Origin of the sequence: Pseudomonas sp. FYR_5 (assembly GCF_043106315.1) — a bacterium.
Taxonomy (GTDB): Bacteria; Pseudomonadota; Gammaproteobacteria; order Pseudomonadales; family Pseudomonadaceae; genus Aquipseudomonas; species Aquipseudomonas putida_Y.
The window spans coordinates 244,438-258,264 of record NZ_JBICMK010000100.1 but is presented as its reverse complement, the minus strand read 5'-3'; the positions used below and the strand labels follow the sequence as shown (position 1 = coordinate 258,264).

At 61.6% G+C, this 13,827-nt stretch carries 10 protein-coding genes and 1 pseudogene; 5 read left to right on the top strand and 6 right to left on the bottom strand.

What is annotated here, in order from left to right; genetic code table 11:
* Positions 1 to 223 precede the first annotated feature (223 nt).
* Entirely contained in the window at positions 224 to 1,462 is a 1,239-nt protein-coding gene (locus tag ACF8RA_RS22065) for an OprD family porin (protein WP_176685119.1), read from the bottom strand.
* A gap of 758 nt (positions 1,463 to 2,220) precedes the next feature.
* Here ACF8RA_RS22065 and ACF8RA_RS22060 point away from each other — a divergent pair.
* Both ACF8RA_RS22060 and ACF8RA_RS22055 read left to right on the top strand, forming a co-directional pair.
* Entirely contained in the window at positions 2,221 to 2,460 is a 240-nt protein-coding gene (locus tag ACF8RA_RS22060; RefSeq protein WP_004577199.1) for a type II toxin-antitoxin system RelB/DinJ family antitoxin, read from the top strand.
* 20 nt (positions 2,461 to 2,480) lie between these two features.
* A pseudogene (locus ACF8RA_RS22055) lies at positions 2,481 to 2,636 on the top strand (type II toxin-antitoxin system RelE/ParE family toxin); the annotation flags it as partial.
* Positions 2,637 to 3,073: 437 nt separating this feature from the next.
* Here ACF8RA_RS22055 and ACF8RA_RS22050 read toward each other — a convergent pair.
* The 3 genes from ACF8RA_RS22050 to ACF8RA_RS22040 all read right to left on the bottom strand — a co-directional run bounded on the left by ACF8RA_RS22050 (position 3,074) and on the right by ACF8RA_RS22040 (position 7,917).
* Positions 3,074 to 4,324 (bottom strand): ribonucleotide-diphosphate reductase subunit beta, encoded by a 1,251-nt coding sequence (locus ACF8RA_RS22050; RefSeq protein ID WP_060498595.1) that lies wholly within the window; start codon positions 4,322 to 4,324, stop codon positions 3,074 to 3,076.
* 442 nt (positions 4,325 to 4,766) lie between these two features.
* On the bottom strand, positions 4,767 to 4,898 hold the full coding sequence (locus ACF8RA_RS22045) for a hypothetical protein (RefSeq protein ID WP_256122383.1): 132 nt from the start codon (positions 4,896 to 4,898) through the stop codon (positions 4,767 to 4,769).
* 139 nt (positions 4,899 to 5,037) lie between these two features.
* Positions 5,038 to 7,917 (bottom strand): ribonucleoside-diphosphate reductase subunit alpha, encoded by a 2,880-nt coding sequence (locus ACF8RA_RS22040; protein WP_176685118.1) that lies wholly within the window; start codon positions 7,915 to 7,917, stop codon positions 5,038 to 5,040.
* Positions 7,918 to 8,845: 928 nt separating this feature from the next.
* Here ACF8RA_RS22040 and ACF8RA_RS22035 point away from each other — a divergent pair.
* Both ACF8RA_RS22035 and ACF8RA_RS22030 read left to right on the top strand, forming a co-directional pair.
* Positions 8,846 to 9,544: a response regulator transcription factor gene (locus ACF8RA_RS22035; protein ID WP_176685117.1), complete on the top strand. Its 699-nt coding sequence runs from the start codon at positions 8,846 to 8,848 to the stop codon at positions 9,542 to 9,544.
* The gene (locus ACF8RA_RS22030) at positions 9,541 to 11,148 is read left to right on the top strand and encodes an ATP-binding protein (RefSeq protein ID WP_176685116.1); all 1,608 of its coding nucleotides are present in this window, start codon (positions 9,541 to 9,543) and stop codon (positions 11,146 to 11,148) included. The genes ACF8RA_RS22035 and ACF8RA_RS22030 overlap by 4 nt, the downstream gene beginning before the upstream one ends.
* Positions 11,149 to 11,151: 3 nt before the next feature.
* On the opposite strand, the gene ACF8RA_RS22025 is transcribed toward ACF8RA_RS22030, so the two are convergent.
* Positions 11,152 to 11,853, bottom strand: a complete 702-nt coding sequence (locus tag ACF8RA_RS22025) for a 4'-phosphopantetheinyl transferase (protein ID WP_392515241.1) — start codon at positions 11,851 to 11,853, stop codon at positions 11,152 to 11,154.
* 245 nt (positions 11,854 to 12,098) lie between these two features.
* The gene (locus tag ACF8RA_RS22020) at positions 12,099 to 12,890 is read right to left on the bottom strand and encodes a dienelactone hydrolase family protein (protein ID WP_339443514.1); all 792 of its coding nucleotides are present in this window, start codon (positions 12,888 to 12,890) and stop codon (positions 12,099 to 12,101) included.
* A 129-nt stretch (positions 12,891 to 13,019) separates the two neighbouring features.
* On the opposite strand from ACF8RA_RS22020, the gene ACF8RA_RS22015 reads away from it, so the two are divergent.
* Positions 13,020 to 13,625, top strand: a complete 606-nt coding sequence (locus ACF8RA_RS22015; RefSeq protein WP_010952338.1) for an outer membrane beta-barrel protein — start codon at positions 13,020 to 13,022, stop codon at positions 13,623 to 13,625.
* The last annotated feature ends 202 nt before the right edge of the window (positions 13,626 to 13,827 follow it).

The window sequence follows — 13,827 nt, the reverse complement described above, 5'->3', positions numbered from 1 at the left end:
GCTGGCCAATCTCCACCCGCCGTTCACCGTCTCCGCCGCCACCGCATTCGCGGGTAAACCCGCTCCTACGCAGATCGGTGGTGGACACACAGCGGTGGTTGGACACAGACCGTCGTGTAGGAGCGGGTTCACCCGCGAAGAGGCCGGCCCTGCTGGCCAATCTCCACCCGTCGTTCACCGTTGCCGCCACCACCGTATTCGCGGGTAAACCCGCAGGTCTTGATCAGAGCAATGACAATGGGTAGTTGAAGATCAACCGGTTCTCATCGAACTCGTTATTGCTGTAATCCCGGCGAATCGACGCGTTACGCCATTTCACGCTCAAATCCTTGAACGCCCCGCTCTGAACCACATACGCAAGCTCCGTTTCACGCACCCACTCCTTGCCATCGCTCACGCCCCCGCTGTGCACATCGCGCCCGCTGATGTAGCGGTTCATCAGGGTCAATCCCGGTACCCCGACGGTGACGAAGTTGAAGTCATGGCGCACCTGCCACGAACGCTCGTTGGCATTGTCGAAGCTGGAGTTGTAGCTGTCGTTGGCCAAGGTCCCGCCACTGGTGCCGTTCACCCGCATCCAGGTATCACCATCGACTTTCTGCAGCCCTACCCAGAAGGTGCTGCCGCCGTACTTGGCCGAGAACATCCCCGAGTAGGTCTTGTTGTCCAGCTGCCCGGCGCGTTCGGAGCCGTCCTCGTCGCCATGGAAGTAGCCCAGGTTCGCACCCAGGGTCCAGTCACCCACCGGCTGGCTGTGGCTCAGTTGCAGGTATTGCTGCTGGTACACGTCCTTCAGCACCGCATTCCAAAGCCCCACCAGCGTGCGGTCCTGGTTGAACTTGTACTCGCCGCCGACGAAGTTGAAACGGTCCGACACGCCGCCGCCGTAGCTCATGTCTTCCATGCTCGCGTCGTTACGCGGGCTGTTGCCGCGGAACTGGCCGCCGTACAGGGTCAGCCCGGCGATTTCGTTGGAGGTCACCTGCCCGCCACGAAATGTTTGCGGCAACGAACGCCCGTCGTCCGAACGCAGAATCGGCAGCACCGGCATCCATTCACCGATCTTCAGTTCGGTCTTGGAAATACGTGCCTTGCCCGCCACCGCCAGGCGCCCGTAGTCGTCTGCCGGCTTGCCATCGTCATGGCGTGGCAGCAACGCCGTGCCATAGGTACCGCCACCGCCGTCGAGTTTGACCGACCACAGCCCCAGCACATCCACGCCAAAGCCGATTGGCCCTTCGGTGAACCCCGAGCGGGCATCGAGAATGAAGCTTTGCGTCCACTCCTCGGCCTTGCTTTGCGGGTTGCTGGGGTTGGTGAAGTTGCGGTTGATGTAGAAGTTGCGCAGCCCGAGGGTGGCCTTGCTGTCCTCGACAAATCCCGCTGCCAGGCTGGTGCCCGGCAGGCCGGCGATAACCCCGGCGCCAAGCAGGGCGAAGGGTAGGGTGTGGCAGATTTTCATTATTGTTGTGCTCCCTAAGGGTGTGGCAGCCCGTCCACCGGGCACGCGCAAGCGGCCTGCGGCAGGGGCGGGTAGATAACGGGCCGGTCAGGGCCAGGGGTGAATGCGCTGTAACCGGGCGCTACGTACTGGCAGGCGTACGCGAGCTGTCCGGGGGAAGAGGGGTGTGCAACAGGTGCGGGTGCAGCGGGATGGGTGTCGACATGGGTTCGTCCGCGAATTGTTGTTTTTGTTATGTGTTGTCGTACAACTGTGGGCGATTATTAGCAAGGGGGAGGAGGGCTGTCAACGGCTGATCGCAGAGCAAATAGGGTACTAGACGCCAAAAACTGAGCGGCAGAGGCTCTACCCTGAACGCGCTGCAGACATACTACAACTGCCTTGCACCATGCCACGCACGTACACGATCTACTGGTAGGAGCGGGCTTGCCCGCGAACACGGGTAAAGCCCGTGCCATCCACCCCATTGGTTGCCTCGCACCGCAAACCGGGGACAGGGTTACAAATCAAATCGTAACAGCGGTGGCCCCATCCCCGAGCCTGCGCTATCTTTAGATCTGGCCTCGCCCTTGACCACTTAGACTGGCATGTCCAGTCCCGGCATCCTTGCTGGTGCCGTACCCCTCCTGTCGGCAGGGGCGAGGCCTCTTCATTTGAAGGGAATGGCGCTGTGGTCACTTCCGGCAGACAAACTGCCATTGCAGAGTCCCACGATCAGTGCAGTGTAATGACAATCGTCTTTACATGAGGGCTATGTCATGGCTTCTATCAATATCCGCGTCGACGATGATCTCAAAGCCCGCGCCTACAAAGAGCTCGATCGCCTCGGTGTCACCCCCTCCGAACTCATGCGTCAGGCTCTGCAATATGTAGCTGAGCGGGGCAAGCTACCCTTCCGGCCGGTCCTGATGACCGAGGAAGATGAAGATCTCATTGCTACCGTACAAGAGCGGCTTGCTTCTCCGCAGCGCGTGAGGGTTCAGCTGGATGACCTATAGCCTCGACTTCGATTCCCGCGCATTCGCTGCCAGATTGCTACAAGATAAAGCTACGCAGCAGTGGGTACAGGCTGGTCTATCAGGTCATTGACCAAGAGATCATGGTTTTTGTCGTCGCTGTCGATCGCCGTGAGCGGAACCAAGCTTACAAAAAGGCTGCTGAGCGACTTGAGTAGGCCTATAGGGTTTGGCAGCCCCAGGCCGAAATCTCAAGGTAAAACACCGCCTCAAAGCTAGAGCTGTGCTTCGGTGGGAGCGGGCTTGCCCGCGAAGAGTCCGACTCGGTGTATGGCACCGGCTTCGCCGGTGTTCGCGGCGGTTCAACGCCTCGATGAACCCGCACAGGTCCCCCATCAGCCCAGAGGGCTCATTGCCAAGTCAGGCAGACCAGCTTGCCAGGTAACCCCGGCAAACTGCGATCTCTGTAGGAGCGGGTTCACCCGCGAAGAGGCCAGCACAGGCAATAAATGGCCCCCTGTTCACATGGGCCTTCGCAGGGGCGGTCTTTTATAGGATTAAGGAATCAATCTTCGTAACTGACGTCAGGACTCTTGGGGAAAATCATAAAAAAAGGCTGCCAATCGGCAGCCTTCTCGATGCTCAGCCCGGACGATCAGTCCCAGCTCAACGCACCACCCGTCTGATACTCAATCACACGCGTCTCAAAGAAGTTCTTCTCCTTCTTCAAGTCCATGATCTCGCTCATCCATGGGAACGGGTTGGTAGTCCCTGGATACTCTTCTTTCAAACCAATCTGGGTCAAACGACGGTTGGCGATGAACTTGAGGTAGTCCTCCATCATCGCCGCGTTCATGCCCAGCACGCCGCGTGGCATGGTGTCGCGGGCGTATTCGATCTCCAGTTGGGTCCCTTGCAGGATCATCTGGGTCGCTTCTTCCTTCATCGCCGCATCCCACAGGTGCGGGTTTTCGATCTTGATCTGGTTGATCACGTCGATACCGAAGTTCAGGTGCATCGACTCGTCACGCAGGATGTACTGGAACTGCTCGGCAACGCCAGTCATCTTGTTGCGGCGGCCCATGGACAGGATCTGGGTGAAGCCGCAGTAGAAGAAGATGCCTTCCAGGACGCAGTAGTAGGCGATCAGGTTGCGCAGCAGCTCTTTGTCGGTTTCGACGGTGCCGGTGTTGAATTCCGGGTCGGAGATGGCGCGGGTGTACTTCAGGCCCCAGGCGGCTTTTTTAGCGACCGACGGGATCTCGTGGTACATGTTGAAGATCTCGCCTTCATCCATGCCCAGCGACTCGATGCAGTACTGGTAGGCGTGGGTGTGGATCGCCTCTTCGAAGGCCTGGCGCAGGATGTACTGGCGGCACTCCGGGTTGGTGATCAGGCGGTACACGGCCAGGGCCAGGTTGTTGGCAACCAGCGAGTCGGCGGTGGAGAAGAAGCCGAGGTTGCGCATGACGATGCGGCGCTCGTCTTCGGTCAGGCCGTCCTGGCTCTTCCACAGGGCGATGTCGGCGGTCATGTTGACCTCTTGCGGCATCCAGTGGTTGGCGCAGCCGTCCAGGTACTTCTGCCAGGCCCAGTCGTACTTGAACGGTACCAGCTGGTTGAGGTCGGCGCGGCAGTTGATCATGCGCTTTTCATCGACTGCAACGCGGGCCGAGGAGCCTTCCAGCTCGGCCAGGCCTTCGGCAACGTCGAGGGCGTCGAGGGCAGCCTTGGCACGTTTGACGGCTTCGGAGTCAGAAGCGGTGGCCGCACGGGCCTCCAGGGCGGCGGCACCACCGGCGCTGTCGAGCTTGTCGAGGGTGGCGGTGGCAGCGGCCTGCGCAGGGGTGTTGCCTTTGGCGGCTACTTCGCCGTCTTCTTTGTCGAATTCGTCCCAGCTCAGCATGGTTTGGCTCCTGCTTGAGGGTCGCCCAGAGGCAACCGGTTGGATTTTAAGAATGTGATGCCTGACGCAAGGCCGTAATGGCGAATGGGCAGCTCGAGAGGCTGACTCTCGTTTACATCTGAATGTGTTCTGGCTTGTACCTGGCCAGGCCTCTGGGAGGGGCCAGGACAATTGAATAGGTGCTCTTTTCAGAGGGCGCAAAGTATACCGGAAATCACCTTCGATCGGGGCGCGTGTCTTGCCGGCGAGGGTAACTTTTTTGACCGGTTTGGCATGCGTCGGTTCACGAAACAGGTGGCTTCTTCTACGGGGGGAGAGTGTAGCGCCAACCTATATGTTGTGCCAGTTTAAATTTTAAGGCACACCATATGGTGTTTTGATGAGGGCTGCGTTGTCGGAACCGGCCTCACCGCGGGCTTGCCGGCGATGAGGCCAGCTACCACTAGCTGCGGTGGGTGTGCAGCGTTTCGACAATGTGTGTCTTGGGGTGCTTGCGTGCCTGTTCGACCGAGGTGAAACGGCCGGTTTCGGCGTTGCGGCCAATCTTGCGAGTTGCCACTTTCTTCCGCGCCATGGGTGTGCGTCCTGTTTTGAGAGGTCCTGTTCTTTTACCGAGCTGCGTGAACAGTGGGCAAAGGGCAAGGTTTCTCCGAGGCGCGGATACAAAAATGCCGCGCGGGGCACCCGTAGGCACCCCGCACGGCATTCAGGCCTTACTGACAGGCTTCGCAGTCAGGCTCGTCGATTGCGCAGGCCTTTGGCACTGGCGCAGGGCCGGCTGCCTGGACCGGGGCGCTGTCGCCACCGCTGGAAACGGCGTTGAGCTTGCCGGTGTTGATGGTCGACTTCTCGGTGCTGGTCGCGGCCAGGGCACGGAGGTAGTAGGTGGTTTTCAGGCCACGGTACCAGGCCATGCGGTAGGTCACGTCCAGCTTCTTGCCCGATGCACCGGCGATGTACAGGTTCAGCGACTGCGCCTGGTCGATCCACTTCTGGCGACGGGAAGCCGCATCGACAATCCACTTGGTCTCGACTTCGAACGCAGTGGCGTACAGGTCTTTCAGCTCTTGCGGGATACGCTCGATCTGCTGTACCGAACCGTCGTAGTACTTCAGGTCGTTGATCATGACCGAGTCCCACAGGTCGCGAGCCTTGAGGTCGCGAACCAGGTACGGGTTGATCACGGTGAATTCGCCCGACAGGTTCGACTTCACGTACAGGTTCTGGTAGGTAGGCTCGATCGACTGCGACACGCCGGTGATGTTGGCGATGGTCGCGGTTGGCGCGATGGCCATGATGTTCGAGTTACGAATACCTTTCTGTACGCGGGCACGTACCGGCGCCCAGTCCAGGGTTTCTTCCAGGTTGACGTCGATGTACTTCTGGCCACGGGCCTCGATCAGGATCTGTTGCGAATCCAGCGGCAGAATGCCCTTGGACCACAGCGAGCCCTGGAAGGTCTCGTAGGCGCCGCGTTCATCGGCCAGGTCGCAGGAAGCCTGGATGGCGTAGTAGCTGACCGCTTCCATCGACTTGTCGGCAAACTCGACGGCAGCATCGGAGCCGTAAGGAATGTGCTGCAGGTACAGCGCATCCTGGAAGCCCATGATGCCCAGGCCGACCGGACGGTGCTTGAAGTTCGAGTTACGCGCTTGCGGCACCGAGTAGTAGTTGATGTCGATCACGTTGTCGAGCATGCGCACGGCGGTGTTCACGGTGCGTTGCAGCTTGGCGGTGTCCAGCTTGCCGTCGACGATGTGGTTCGGCAGGTTGATCGAGCCCAGGTTGCAGACCGCGATCTCGTCCTTGTTGGTGTTCAGGGTGATTTCGGTGCACAGGTTCGAGCTGTGGACCACGCCCACGTGTTGCTGCGGCGAACGCAGGTTGCACGGGTCTTTGAAGGTCAGCCATGGGTGGCCGGTCTCGAACAGCATCGACAGCATCTTGCGCCACAGGTCTTTGGCCTGGACGGTCTTGAACACCTTGATCTTGTTGTACTCGGTCAGGGCTTCGTAGTACTCGTAGCGCTCTTCGAAGGCCTTGCCGGTCAGGTCGTGCAGGTCTGGCACTTCCGAAGGCGAGAACAGGGTCCACTTGCCGTCATCGAAGACACGCTTCATGAACAGGTCAGGAATCCAGTTGGCGGTGTTCATGTCGTGGGTACGACGGCGGTCATCACCGGTGTTCTTGCGCAGCTCGATGAACTCTTCGATGTCCAGGTGCCAGGTTTCCAGGTACGCACACACGGCGCCTTTGCGCTTGCCGCCCTGGTTGACCGCAACGGCGGTGTCGTTGACCACTTTCAGGAACGGTACGACGCCCTGGGATTTGCCGTTGGTGCCCTTGATGTACGAGCCCAGTGCGCGCACAGGGGTCCAGTCGTTGCCCAGGCCACCGGCGAATTTCGACAGCATGGCGTTGTCGTGGATCGCGTGGTAGATGCCCGACAGGTCGTCCGGCACGGTGGTCAGGTAGCAGCTGGACAGCTGCGGGCGCAGGGTGCCGGCGTTGAACAGGGTCGGGGTCGAGGCCATGTAGTCGAACGACGACAACAGGTTGTAGAACTCGATCGCACGGGCTTCCTTGTCTTTTTCTTCCAGCGCCAGGCCCATGGCCACGCGCATGAAGAACACCTGCGGCAGCTCGAAGCGCACGCCATCCTTGTGGATGAAGTAGCGGTCGTACAGGGTCTGCAGGCCCAGGTAGGTGAACTGCTGGTCGCGCTCGTGGTTGATCGCCTTGCCCAGTTTTTCCAGGTCGAAGTCGGCCATGGCCGGGTTCAGCAGCTCGAACTCGATGCCTTTGGCGACATAGGCCGGCAGGGCCTTGGCGTACAGGTCAGCCATCTCGTGGTGGGTGGCGCTGTCGGCTACATTCAGGAAGCCCAGGCCTTCGGCGCGCAGGGTATCCATCAGCAGGCGGGCGGTAACGAACGAGTAGTTCGGCTCGCGCTCCACCAGGGTACGGGCGGTCATCACCAGGGCGGTGTTGACGTCCTTGATGGCCACGCCGTCGTACAGGTTCTTCAGGGTTTCGCGCTGGATCAGGTCGCCATCGACTTCGGCCAGGCCTTCGCAGGCTTCGCTGATGATGGTGTTCAGGCGGGCCATGTCGAGCGGCGCCAGGCTGCCGTCAGCCAGGGTGATGCGGATGCTCGGGTGCGGTTCGACCACGGCGTCGGTGTTGGCGCGGGTGGCACGCTCCTTGGCGCGCTGGTCACGGTAGATCACGTAGTCGCGGGCGACTTTCTGCTCGCCGGCGCGCATCAGGGCCAGTTCGACCTGGTCCTGGATTTCTTCGATGTGGATGGTGCCACCCGATGGCATGCGACGCTTGAACGTGGCGGTAACCTGCTCGGTCAGGCGCGCGACGGTGTCGTGGATGCGCGACGAAGCGGCGGCGGTACCGCCTTCAACTGCGAGGAACGCCTTGGTGATGGCCACGGTGATCTTGTCGTCGGTGTAAGGGACGACAGTGCCGTTGCGCTTGATCACGCGCAGTTGGCCAGGGGCGGTGGCAGCCAGATCCTGGTTGGAATCGGCGGCCTGCGGCACCTTGGCCTGCGGGTTCTCGCGAGTTGTGTCGGTTTGCATGGGTGGGTGTCTCCACAATTTCTATATTGTTCAGGCGCCTTATGGGCGCCCACCGTTCCGTCCACTTGCTCGATGGCCCAGCGGGGATGCGCAAAGCATGCGCATCCGCCCGCACGGGCGTACCGACTTCGGGACAGACTCAGGAATAAGGGGCAATGGCTTGCCGCTCCCTGGCCGAAGTCAAAGGTTCTGGGCAGGGCCCAAAATCTGTTGCTGATGGATGCCAGGCCTGGCCTGCAACACCCATGCCCGAACAAGGCCCTGGAAGGGCTTGCCTCGGTCGCCTCCGCAGGAGCGGTTTGGCTGCTGAAATCACCTCAAGTTCCGCCCGGAAAATCGCTTGATCTTGCGGGTTGACTTTTGTGTGTGATTTTGCACGAAACCCTATATCTAGTGGTTCACTGCGATCGGGATACAAGATAATGCGGTATTGGGGGCTTTGCAAGGCGAGCGCCTGTGGATAACGTGTGCGTACTTTGTGAGTGAATGGTGGGTATTCGCTGTAGGCCTTGTGCCAAGTGGTTTGCAGTATTTTTCTGCAAGGTGACGCCCTTGGGCAGTTTTTTTCGGGCGCGAACCCTATCACAAAAAACGGTTCAGTCGAGGGGACGGTGGGGGCATGTCTGAAGATCCTGGTTCCCCCGCGCGCGGTCGCCTGTAGGAGCGGGTTTACCCGCGAAAGGGCCGAGCCTGCTGGCCAATCTCCACCTGCCGTTCACCGTTGCCGCCGCCACCGTATTCGCGGGTAAACCCGCTCCTACACATTGATCGGTGGTGGGCACACATCGGGGGGTGGACCCAGGCCGTTGTAGCGAGCGTCGCTCGCGATGCGCCGCGCGGGTGGCGCTCGATCTCGCAGGCCCCACCCATCTACAGTCATACTCTCAGCTGCCCTGACACGATCCCAAGAACAAACAAGGCCAAAGTCATGGACCAAACCCTACCCCGCATCCTCATTGTCGAAGACGACCAGCGCCTGGCCGAGCTGACCGCCGAGTACCTGCAGGCCAACGGCTTCGAGGTCAGCGTGGAGGGTGATGGTGCCCGCGCCGCCCGGCGCATCATCGACAGCCAGCCCGACCTGGTCATCCTCGACCTGATGCTGCCCGGCGAGGACGGCCTGAGCATCTGCCGCCGGGTGCGCAGCCAGTATCAGGGGCCGATCCTCATGCTCACCGCGCGCAGCGATGAACTCGACCAGGTTCAGGGCCTGGACCTGGGCGCCGACGACTACGTCTGCAAACCCGTACGCCCACGCCTGCTGCTGGCACGTATCCAGGCCCTGTTGCGCCGCAGCGAAACCGTGGACAGCAAGCGCCAGGACCTGGCCTTCGGTGCGCTGCGTATCGACAACCGCCTGCGCGAGGCGCACCTGGGCGAGCAGTTGATCGAGCTGACCGGCGCCGAATTCGACCTGCTCTGGCTGTTGGCCAGCAACGCTGGCCGGGTGCTGTCCCGTGAACAGATCTTCACCGCACTGCGTGGCGTGGGCTACGACGGCCAGGACCGCTCCATCGACATCCGCATCTCGAAAATCCGCCCCAAGATCGGCGATGACCCGCTTCAGCCGCGGTTGATCAAGACCCTGCGCAGTAAAGGCTACCTGTTCGTCGGCGAGGCGCCATGAACAATTCGATCTTTCTGCGCATCTACGGCGGCATGCTGGCCGTGCTGGTGCTGGTGGCCCTGCTTGGCGTGCTCAGCCTGCACCTGGTCAATGAAGTGCGCGCTGCCCAGCACCGCGAGGGTCTGGCCCAAGGCACCTTCAGCCTGATGGCCGACAACCTGGCAGTGCAGAATGAAACCCAACGCAAGCGTTCGCTGCTGATCTGGGAGCGCCTGCTTGGCGTGCCGTTGGCGCTGCAGCCGATGAGCGCACGCAGCCTTGACGGCGGCCAGCGGGCGCGCCTGTACCGTGGCCTGGTGGTGGTCGAGAGGATTGGCCCGCATGCGGCGCAAGTGCTGCGCAAGGTGGGCCAGGAAGACCTGATGCTGGTCGCGCAGATCAAACAGATCAGCGAGCAACTGGCGCGGGCCACCCTCTATTTACTGGCCGACGAGCTGGTGCGCTACCCGGTAACCGAACAGCAGCAACGCCTGGCACAGATCAAGCAGGAAAAAGGCTTCGGCTTTGGCGTCGCCTTGCAACGTATCGAGCGGGTCGGCCTGGACGATGACCAGCGGCGCCGGGTGGAGGAGGGGGACACGGTGATGGCGCTGGGCAAGGATGGTGACTCGATCCGTGTTTTCGCCGGGCTGACGGGCTCGCCATGGGTACTGGAAATCGGCCCGCTGTACCAGCTCAACCCTTATCCGCCGCAGTTGCTGATCCTGATTGCCTTCCTGGGGCTGTGCCTGATCGGCCTGGTGGTCTACCTGCTGGTGCGTCAGCTGGAACGTCGTGTGTCGGGCCTGGAGATTGCTGCCACGCGCATCGCCCAGGGCAGTCTGGACACCCGTGTACCGGCCGGCGACGCCGACTCGGTAGGGCGCCTGGCTGCTGCCTTCAATGGCATGGCCGAGCACCTGCAGCGTTCGCTGACCATGCAGCGCGAGCTGGTGCGAGCGGTGTCCCACGAGCTGCGCACGCCGGTGGCGCGCCTGCGCTTTGGCCTGGAGATGATCGAAAGCGCCACGAATGAACAGATGCGTGCAAAGCATCTGGCGGGCATGGACGGTGATATCCAGGACCTCGACAAGCTGGTCGACGAGATGCTGACCTACGCCCGCCTGGAGCAGGGCGCACCGGCCTTGAAGTTTCAGCGGGTCGATCTGGATGCCTTGCTCGATCGAGTGATCGAAGAGCTGGCACCTTTACGTGCCGAGGTGCGGGTGGTGCGCGGCGACTGCCAGGGCGCGGATACCGAAGGCGCCTGGGTCGAGGCCGAGCCGCGCTACTTGCACCGGGCCCTGCAGAACCTTGTCGGCAATGCCATGCGCTATGCCGAGTCCGAGGTACGCCTTAGCTTTCAGTTGGGGCAGCAACGCTGCCGCATCGATGTGGAAGATGACGGCCCCGGGATACCCGAAGGGGTCTGGGATCGCATTTTCACACCGTTCACCCGCCTCGATGACAGCCGTACCCGTGCTTCGGGCGGGCATGGCCTGGGTTTGTCGATCGTACGGCGGATCATCTACTGGCACGCGGGTCGGGCTACGGTGGGGCGCAGTGCCGCGTTGGGTGGAGCCTGCTTCAGCCTGACCTGGCCGCGGCAGCAGGCACCGCTGTAAAGGTCAGACGCTGACCAGACTCAGCAGGTGGCCGTCCTGCAGGCAGAACTGGCCTTGCAGCTCTGCGCCGTGTCGCCACTGCGGCGACAGGTCGGCAAGCAGGCGCAGGCGCGCCAGGCCTTCGCTGGACCAGTCCAGCACTTCGGCGTGCTCGAAGTAGAAGCGCTGACGGGTCAACGGGTAAAGGGTCTTGAACAGGCTTTCCTTCAGCGAAAAGGTCAAGGTAACGGTCAGGCCGAGCTGACGGCGGTCCAGGCGTTCGAGCTCTGCCGGGATAAGGATTTCACCCATAAGCCGCTCGGCGCGTTCGTCATCCAGCAAGGCTTCCTGATCCAGGCCCAGGCCTTGGCAGCTGTTTTCGTCGGCAACCACCGCGGCGGCCCAGCCCTTGCCGTGAGTGATCGAGCCATGAATACCGGCGGGCCAGATGGGCGAGCGGTCCTCATGGGTGCCGGGGACGTAGTCGCGACCGTCCAGGCGCTGCAGCGCGGCACGGGCACATACGCGACCGGCCAGGTACTCGGCCTGGCGCTTGGCGACCGAGCGTTGCAGGCTGGCGCTGGGCACGATACCGGCGCGCTGGAAGTCGTCGGTTGCCAGGTGGGCAGGGTCGAAGGCGCAACTGACCAGCACCGCGCCGGGCAATGGGTGGGGCAGGGGCCAGTGGTGCTGGAGCGGGGCGCAGCAGGCGGGAAGTGTGTTCATGGCGGCTATTGTGCCAGCTGTGCAGGCGCTAAGGGAGGTGGCGTGGCAGGATGACTTACCGCAGCCATGAAAACATGGCGCAGATCACAACGATCCGTGTGGGAGCGGGTCTACCCGCGAAGAATACACCGCGGTGGATGGCACGGGCTTCGCCCGTGTTCGCGGGCAAGCCCGCTCCCACACAGATCGCGCCAGCTTTTAGAAATTGAGCAAGACAGTTGCTGCCACAACGATTGCACAATCTTTTATTTGAACACCTTCTTGAAGAACGCCTGCATATCCGCCCAGGAACGCTCGTCCGCTGCCTTGTTATAGCCAATGTCCGGCCCCCCATGCTCACCATGGCTCAGCCGATCGGCATCGGGGTTGGTGAAGCCGTGCTTGGCCCCATCAATGTTGACGAACTGGTAGTTGACCTTGGCCGCATCCATCTCGGCCTTGAACGCCTCTACCTGCTGTGGGGTGACCATGCTGTCCGCCGCACCATGCTCGACCAGGATATCGGCCCGCACCACGCCAGGTTTTGCCGGGGACTGGGTGGCCAGCGCGCCATGGAAGCTCACCACGCCATCGAGCTTTTCTCCCCGGCGTGCCGCATCGAGCACTACCTTGCCGCCAAAACAGTAGCCGATAGCGCCCAGTTGATGCTTGTTCACATTCGGCTGCTTTTTCAACAGGTCCAGGCCCGCGTTGAAGCGCGCTGCTGCCGCGGCCGGGTCCTTCATCGCTGCGGCCATGAATGCCTGGGCATCCTGCGGGTGCTCGGTGTGCTTGCCATCGCCGTACATGTCGATCGCCAGTGCCTTGTAGCCCAGGGCGGCGAGATCTCTCGCACGACGCTTGGCATAGTCGTTCAGGCCCCACCATTCATGCACCACAACGATGCCTGGGCGTTTGCCGTCCAGCGCATCATCGTAGGCGTAGTAGCCGACGAGGCGGTTGCCATCGTCGTCCTGATAAGGAATTTCACGGGTCACTACCGCCGCTTGGGCGAGGGCGGCGCTGCACATCAGGGTCAGGGCCAGCAGGGCTCGCATGTTCACAACTCCTTGTTTTGTTCTCGGTTCGTTCAGCCGGGGTTCAGCCAGGGTTCAGTCGCGGTTCAGGGTGCCCTGATTACTCTAGCTTCCAGACCGAAACAGCGCACCCAACTGGAGTACCCAGCCATGAAAACCTTCAATACCCTGCTTGCCGCCATGGCCGTCTGTGCCGCTGGCATCACCACCGCCCAGGCCGCGGACGACAACTTCGCCAGCCTTACCTACGGCCAGACCAGCGACAAAGTCCGCAAGTCCGGCCTGCTGCAACGCAACACCGACCACCTCAATGCCGACGGTATTATCGGCAAGGACGATACCTGGGGTGTGCGTCTGGGCAAGATCAACGACCAGGGCCGCTACTACATGACCTATGACAACGTTTCGGGCGACCACAGTGGCCTGAAGTTGCGCCAGGAAAACCTGCTGGGCAGCTACGACTTGTTCCTGCCGGTGGGCGATACCACCAAGCTGTTCGGTGGGGGCAGCCTGGGTGTAACCAAGCTTACCCAGGACTCGCCAGGCGCCAGCCGGGATACTGACTACGGTTATGCCTACGGCCTGCAGGCCGGTGTGATCCAGGACATCACCGACAAGGCCTCGGTCGAACTGGGCTACCGTTACCTGCGCACCAATGCCGCGACCGAGGTGGGCGCACATGGCGGGCCGAAGGACGGCACCCTGCGTCTGACCAGCAGCGCCCAGACCTACCTGGCTGCTTCATACAAGTTCTGACGGACGAGCCGCGTTATCCTGTACTGGCCTCTTCGCGGGCGCGCCCGCTCCCACAGGTGCTGCACAAACCTCAGAAACCGTGCAGTGCCTTTGGCATCACAGGTACTGCGCAAACCTCAGAAACCGTGCAGTGCCTTTGGCTTCACAGGTGCTGCACAAGTTTCAGAAACGGTGCAATTGCTGTGGGAGCGGGCGTGCCCGC

What these genes read in the sequence shown, in the direction of transcription:
- ACF8RA_RS22065 (WP_176685119.1), bottom strand. Translation starts at nt 1,462, where the DNA reads ATGAAAATCTGCCACACCCTACCCTTCGCCCTGCTTGGCGCCGGGGTT.
- ACF8RA_RS22060 (WP_004577199.1), top strand. Translation starts at nt 2,221, where the DNA reads ATGGCTTCTATCAATATCCGCGTCGACGATGATCTCAAAGCCCGCGCC.
- ACF8RA_RS22050 (WP_060498595.1), bottom strand. Translation starts at nt 4,324, where the DNA reads ATGCTGAGCTGGGACGAATTCGACAAAGAAGACGGCGAAGTAGCCGCC.
- ACF8RA_RS22045 (WP_256122383.1), bottom strand. Translation starts at nt 4,898, where the DNA reads ATGGCGCGGAAGAAAGTGGCAACTCGCAAGATTGGCCGCAACGCCGAA.
- ACF8RA_RS22040 (WP_176685118.1), bottom strand. Translation starts at nt 7,917, where the DNA reads ATGCAAACCGACACAACTCGCGAGAACCCGCAGGCCAAGGTGCCGCAG.
- ACF8RA_RS22035 (WP_176685117.1), top strand. Translation starts at nt 8,846, where the DNA reads ATGGACCAAACCCTACCCCGCATCCTCATTGTCGAAGACGACCAGCGC.
- ACF8RA_RS22030 (WP_176685116.1), top strand. Translation starts at nt 9,541, where the DNA reads ATGAACAATTCGATCTTTCTGCGCATCTACGGCGGCATGCTGGCCGTG.
- ACF8RA_RS22025 (WP_392515241.1), bottom strand. Translation starts at nt 11,853, where the DNA reads ATGAACACACTTCCCGCCTGCTGCGCCCCGCTCCAGCACCACTGGCCC.
- ACF8RA_RS22020 (WP_339443514.1), bottom strand. Translation starts at nt 12,890, where the DNA reads ATGCGAGCCCTGCTGGCCCTGACCCTGATGTGCAGCGCCGCCCTCGCC.
- ACF8RA_RS22015 (WP_010952338.1), top strand. Translation starts at nt 13,020, where the DNA reads ATGAAAACCTTCAATACCCTGCTTGCCGCCATGGCCGTCTGTGCCGCT.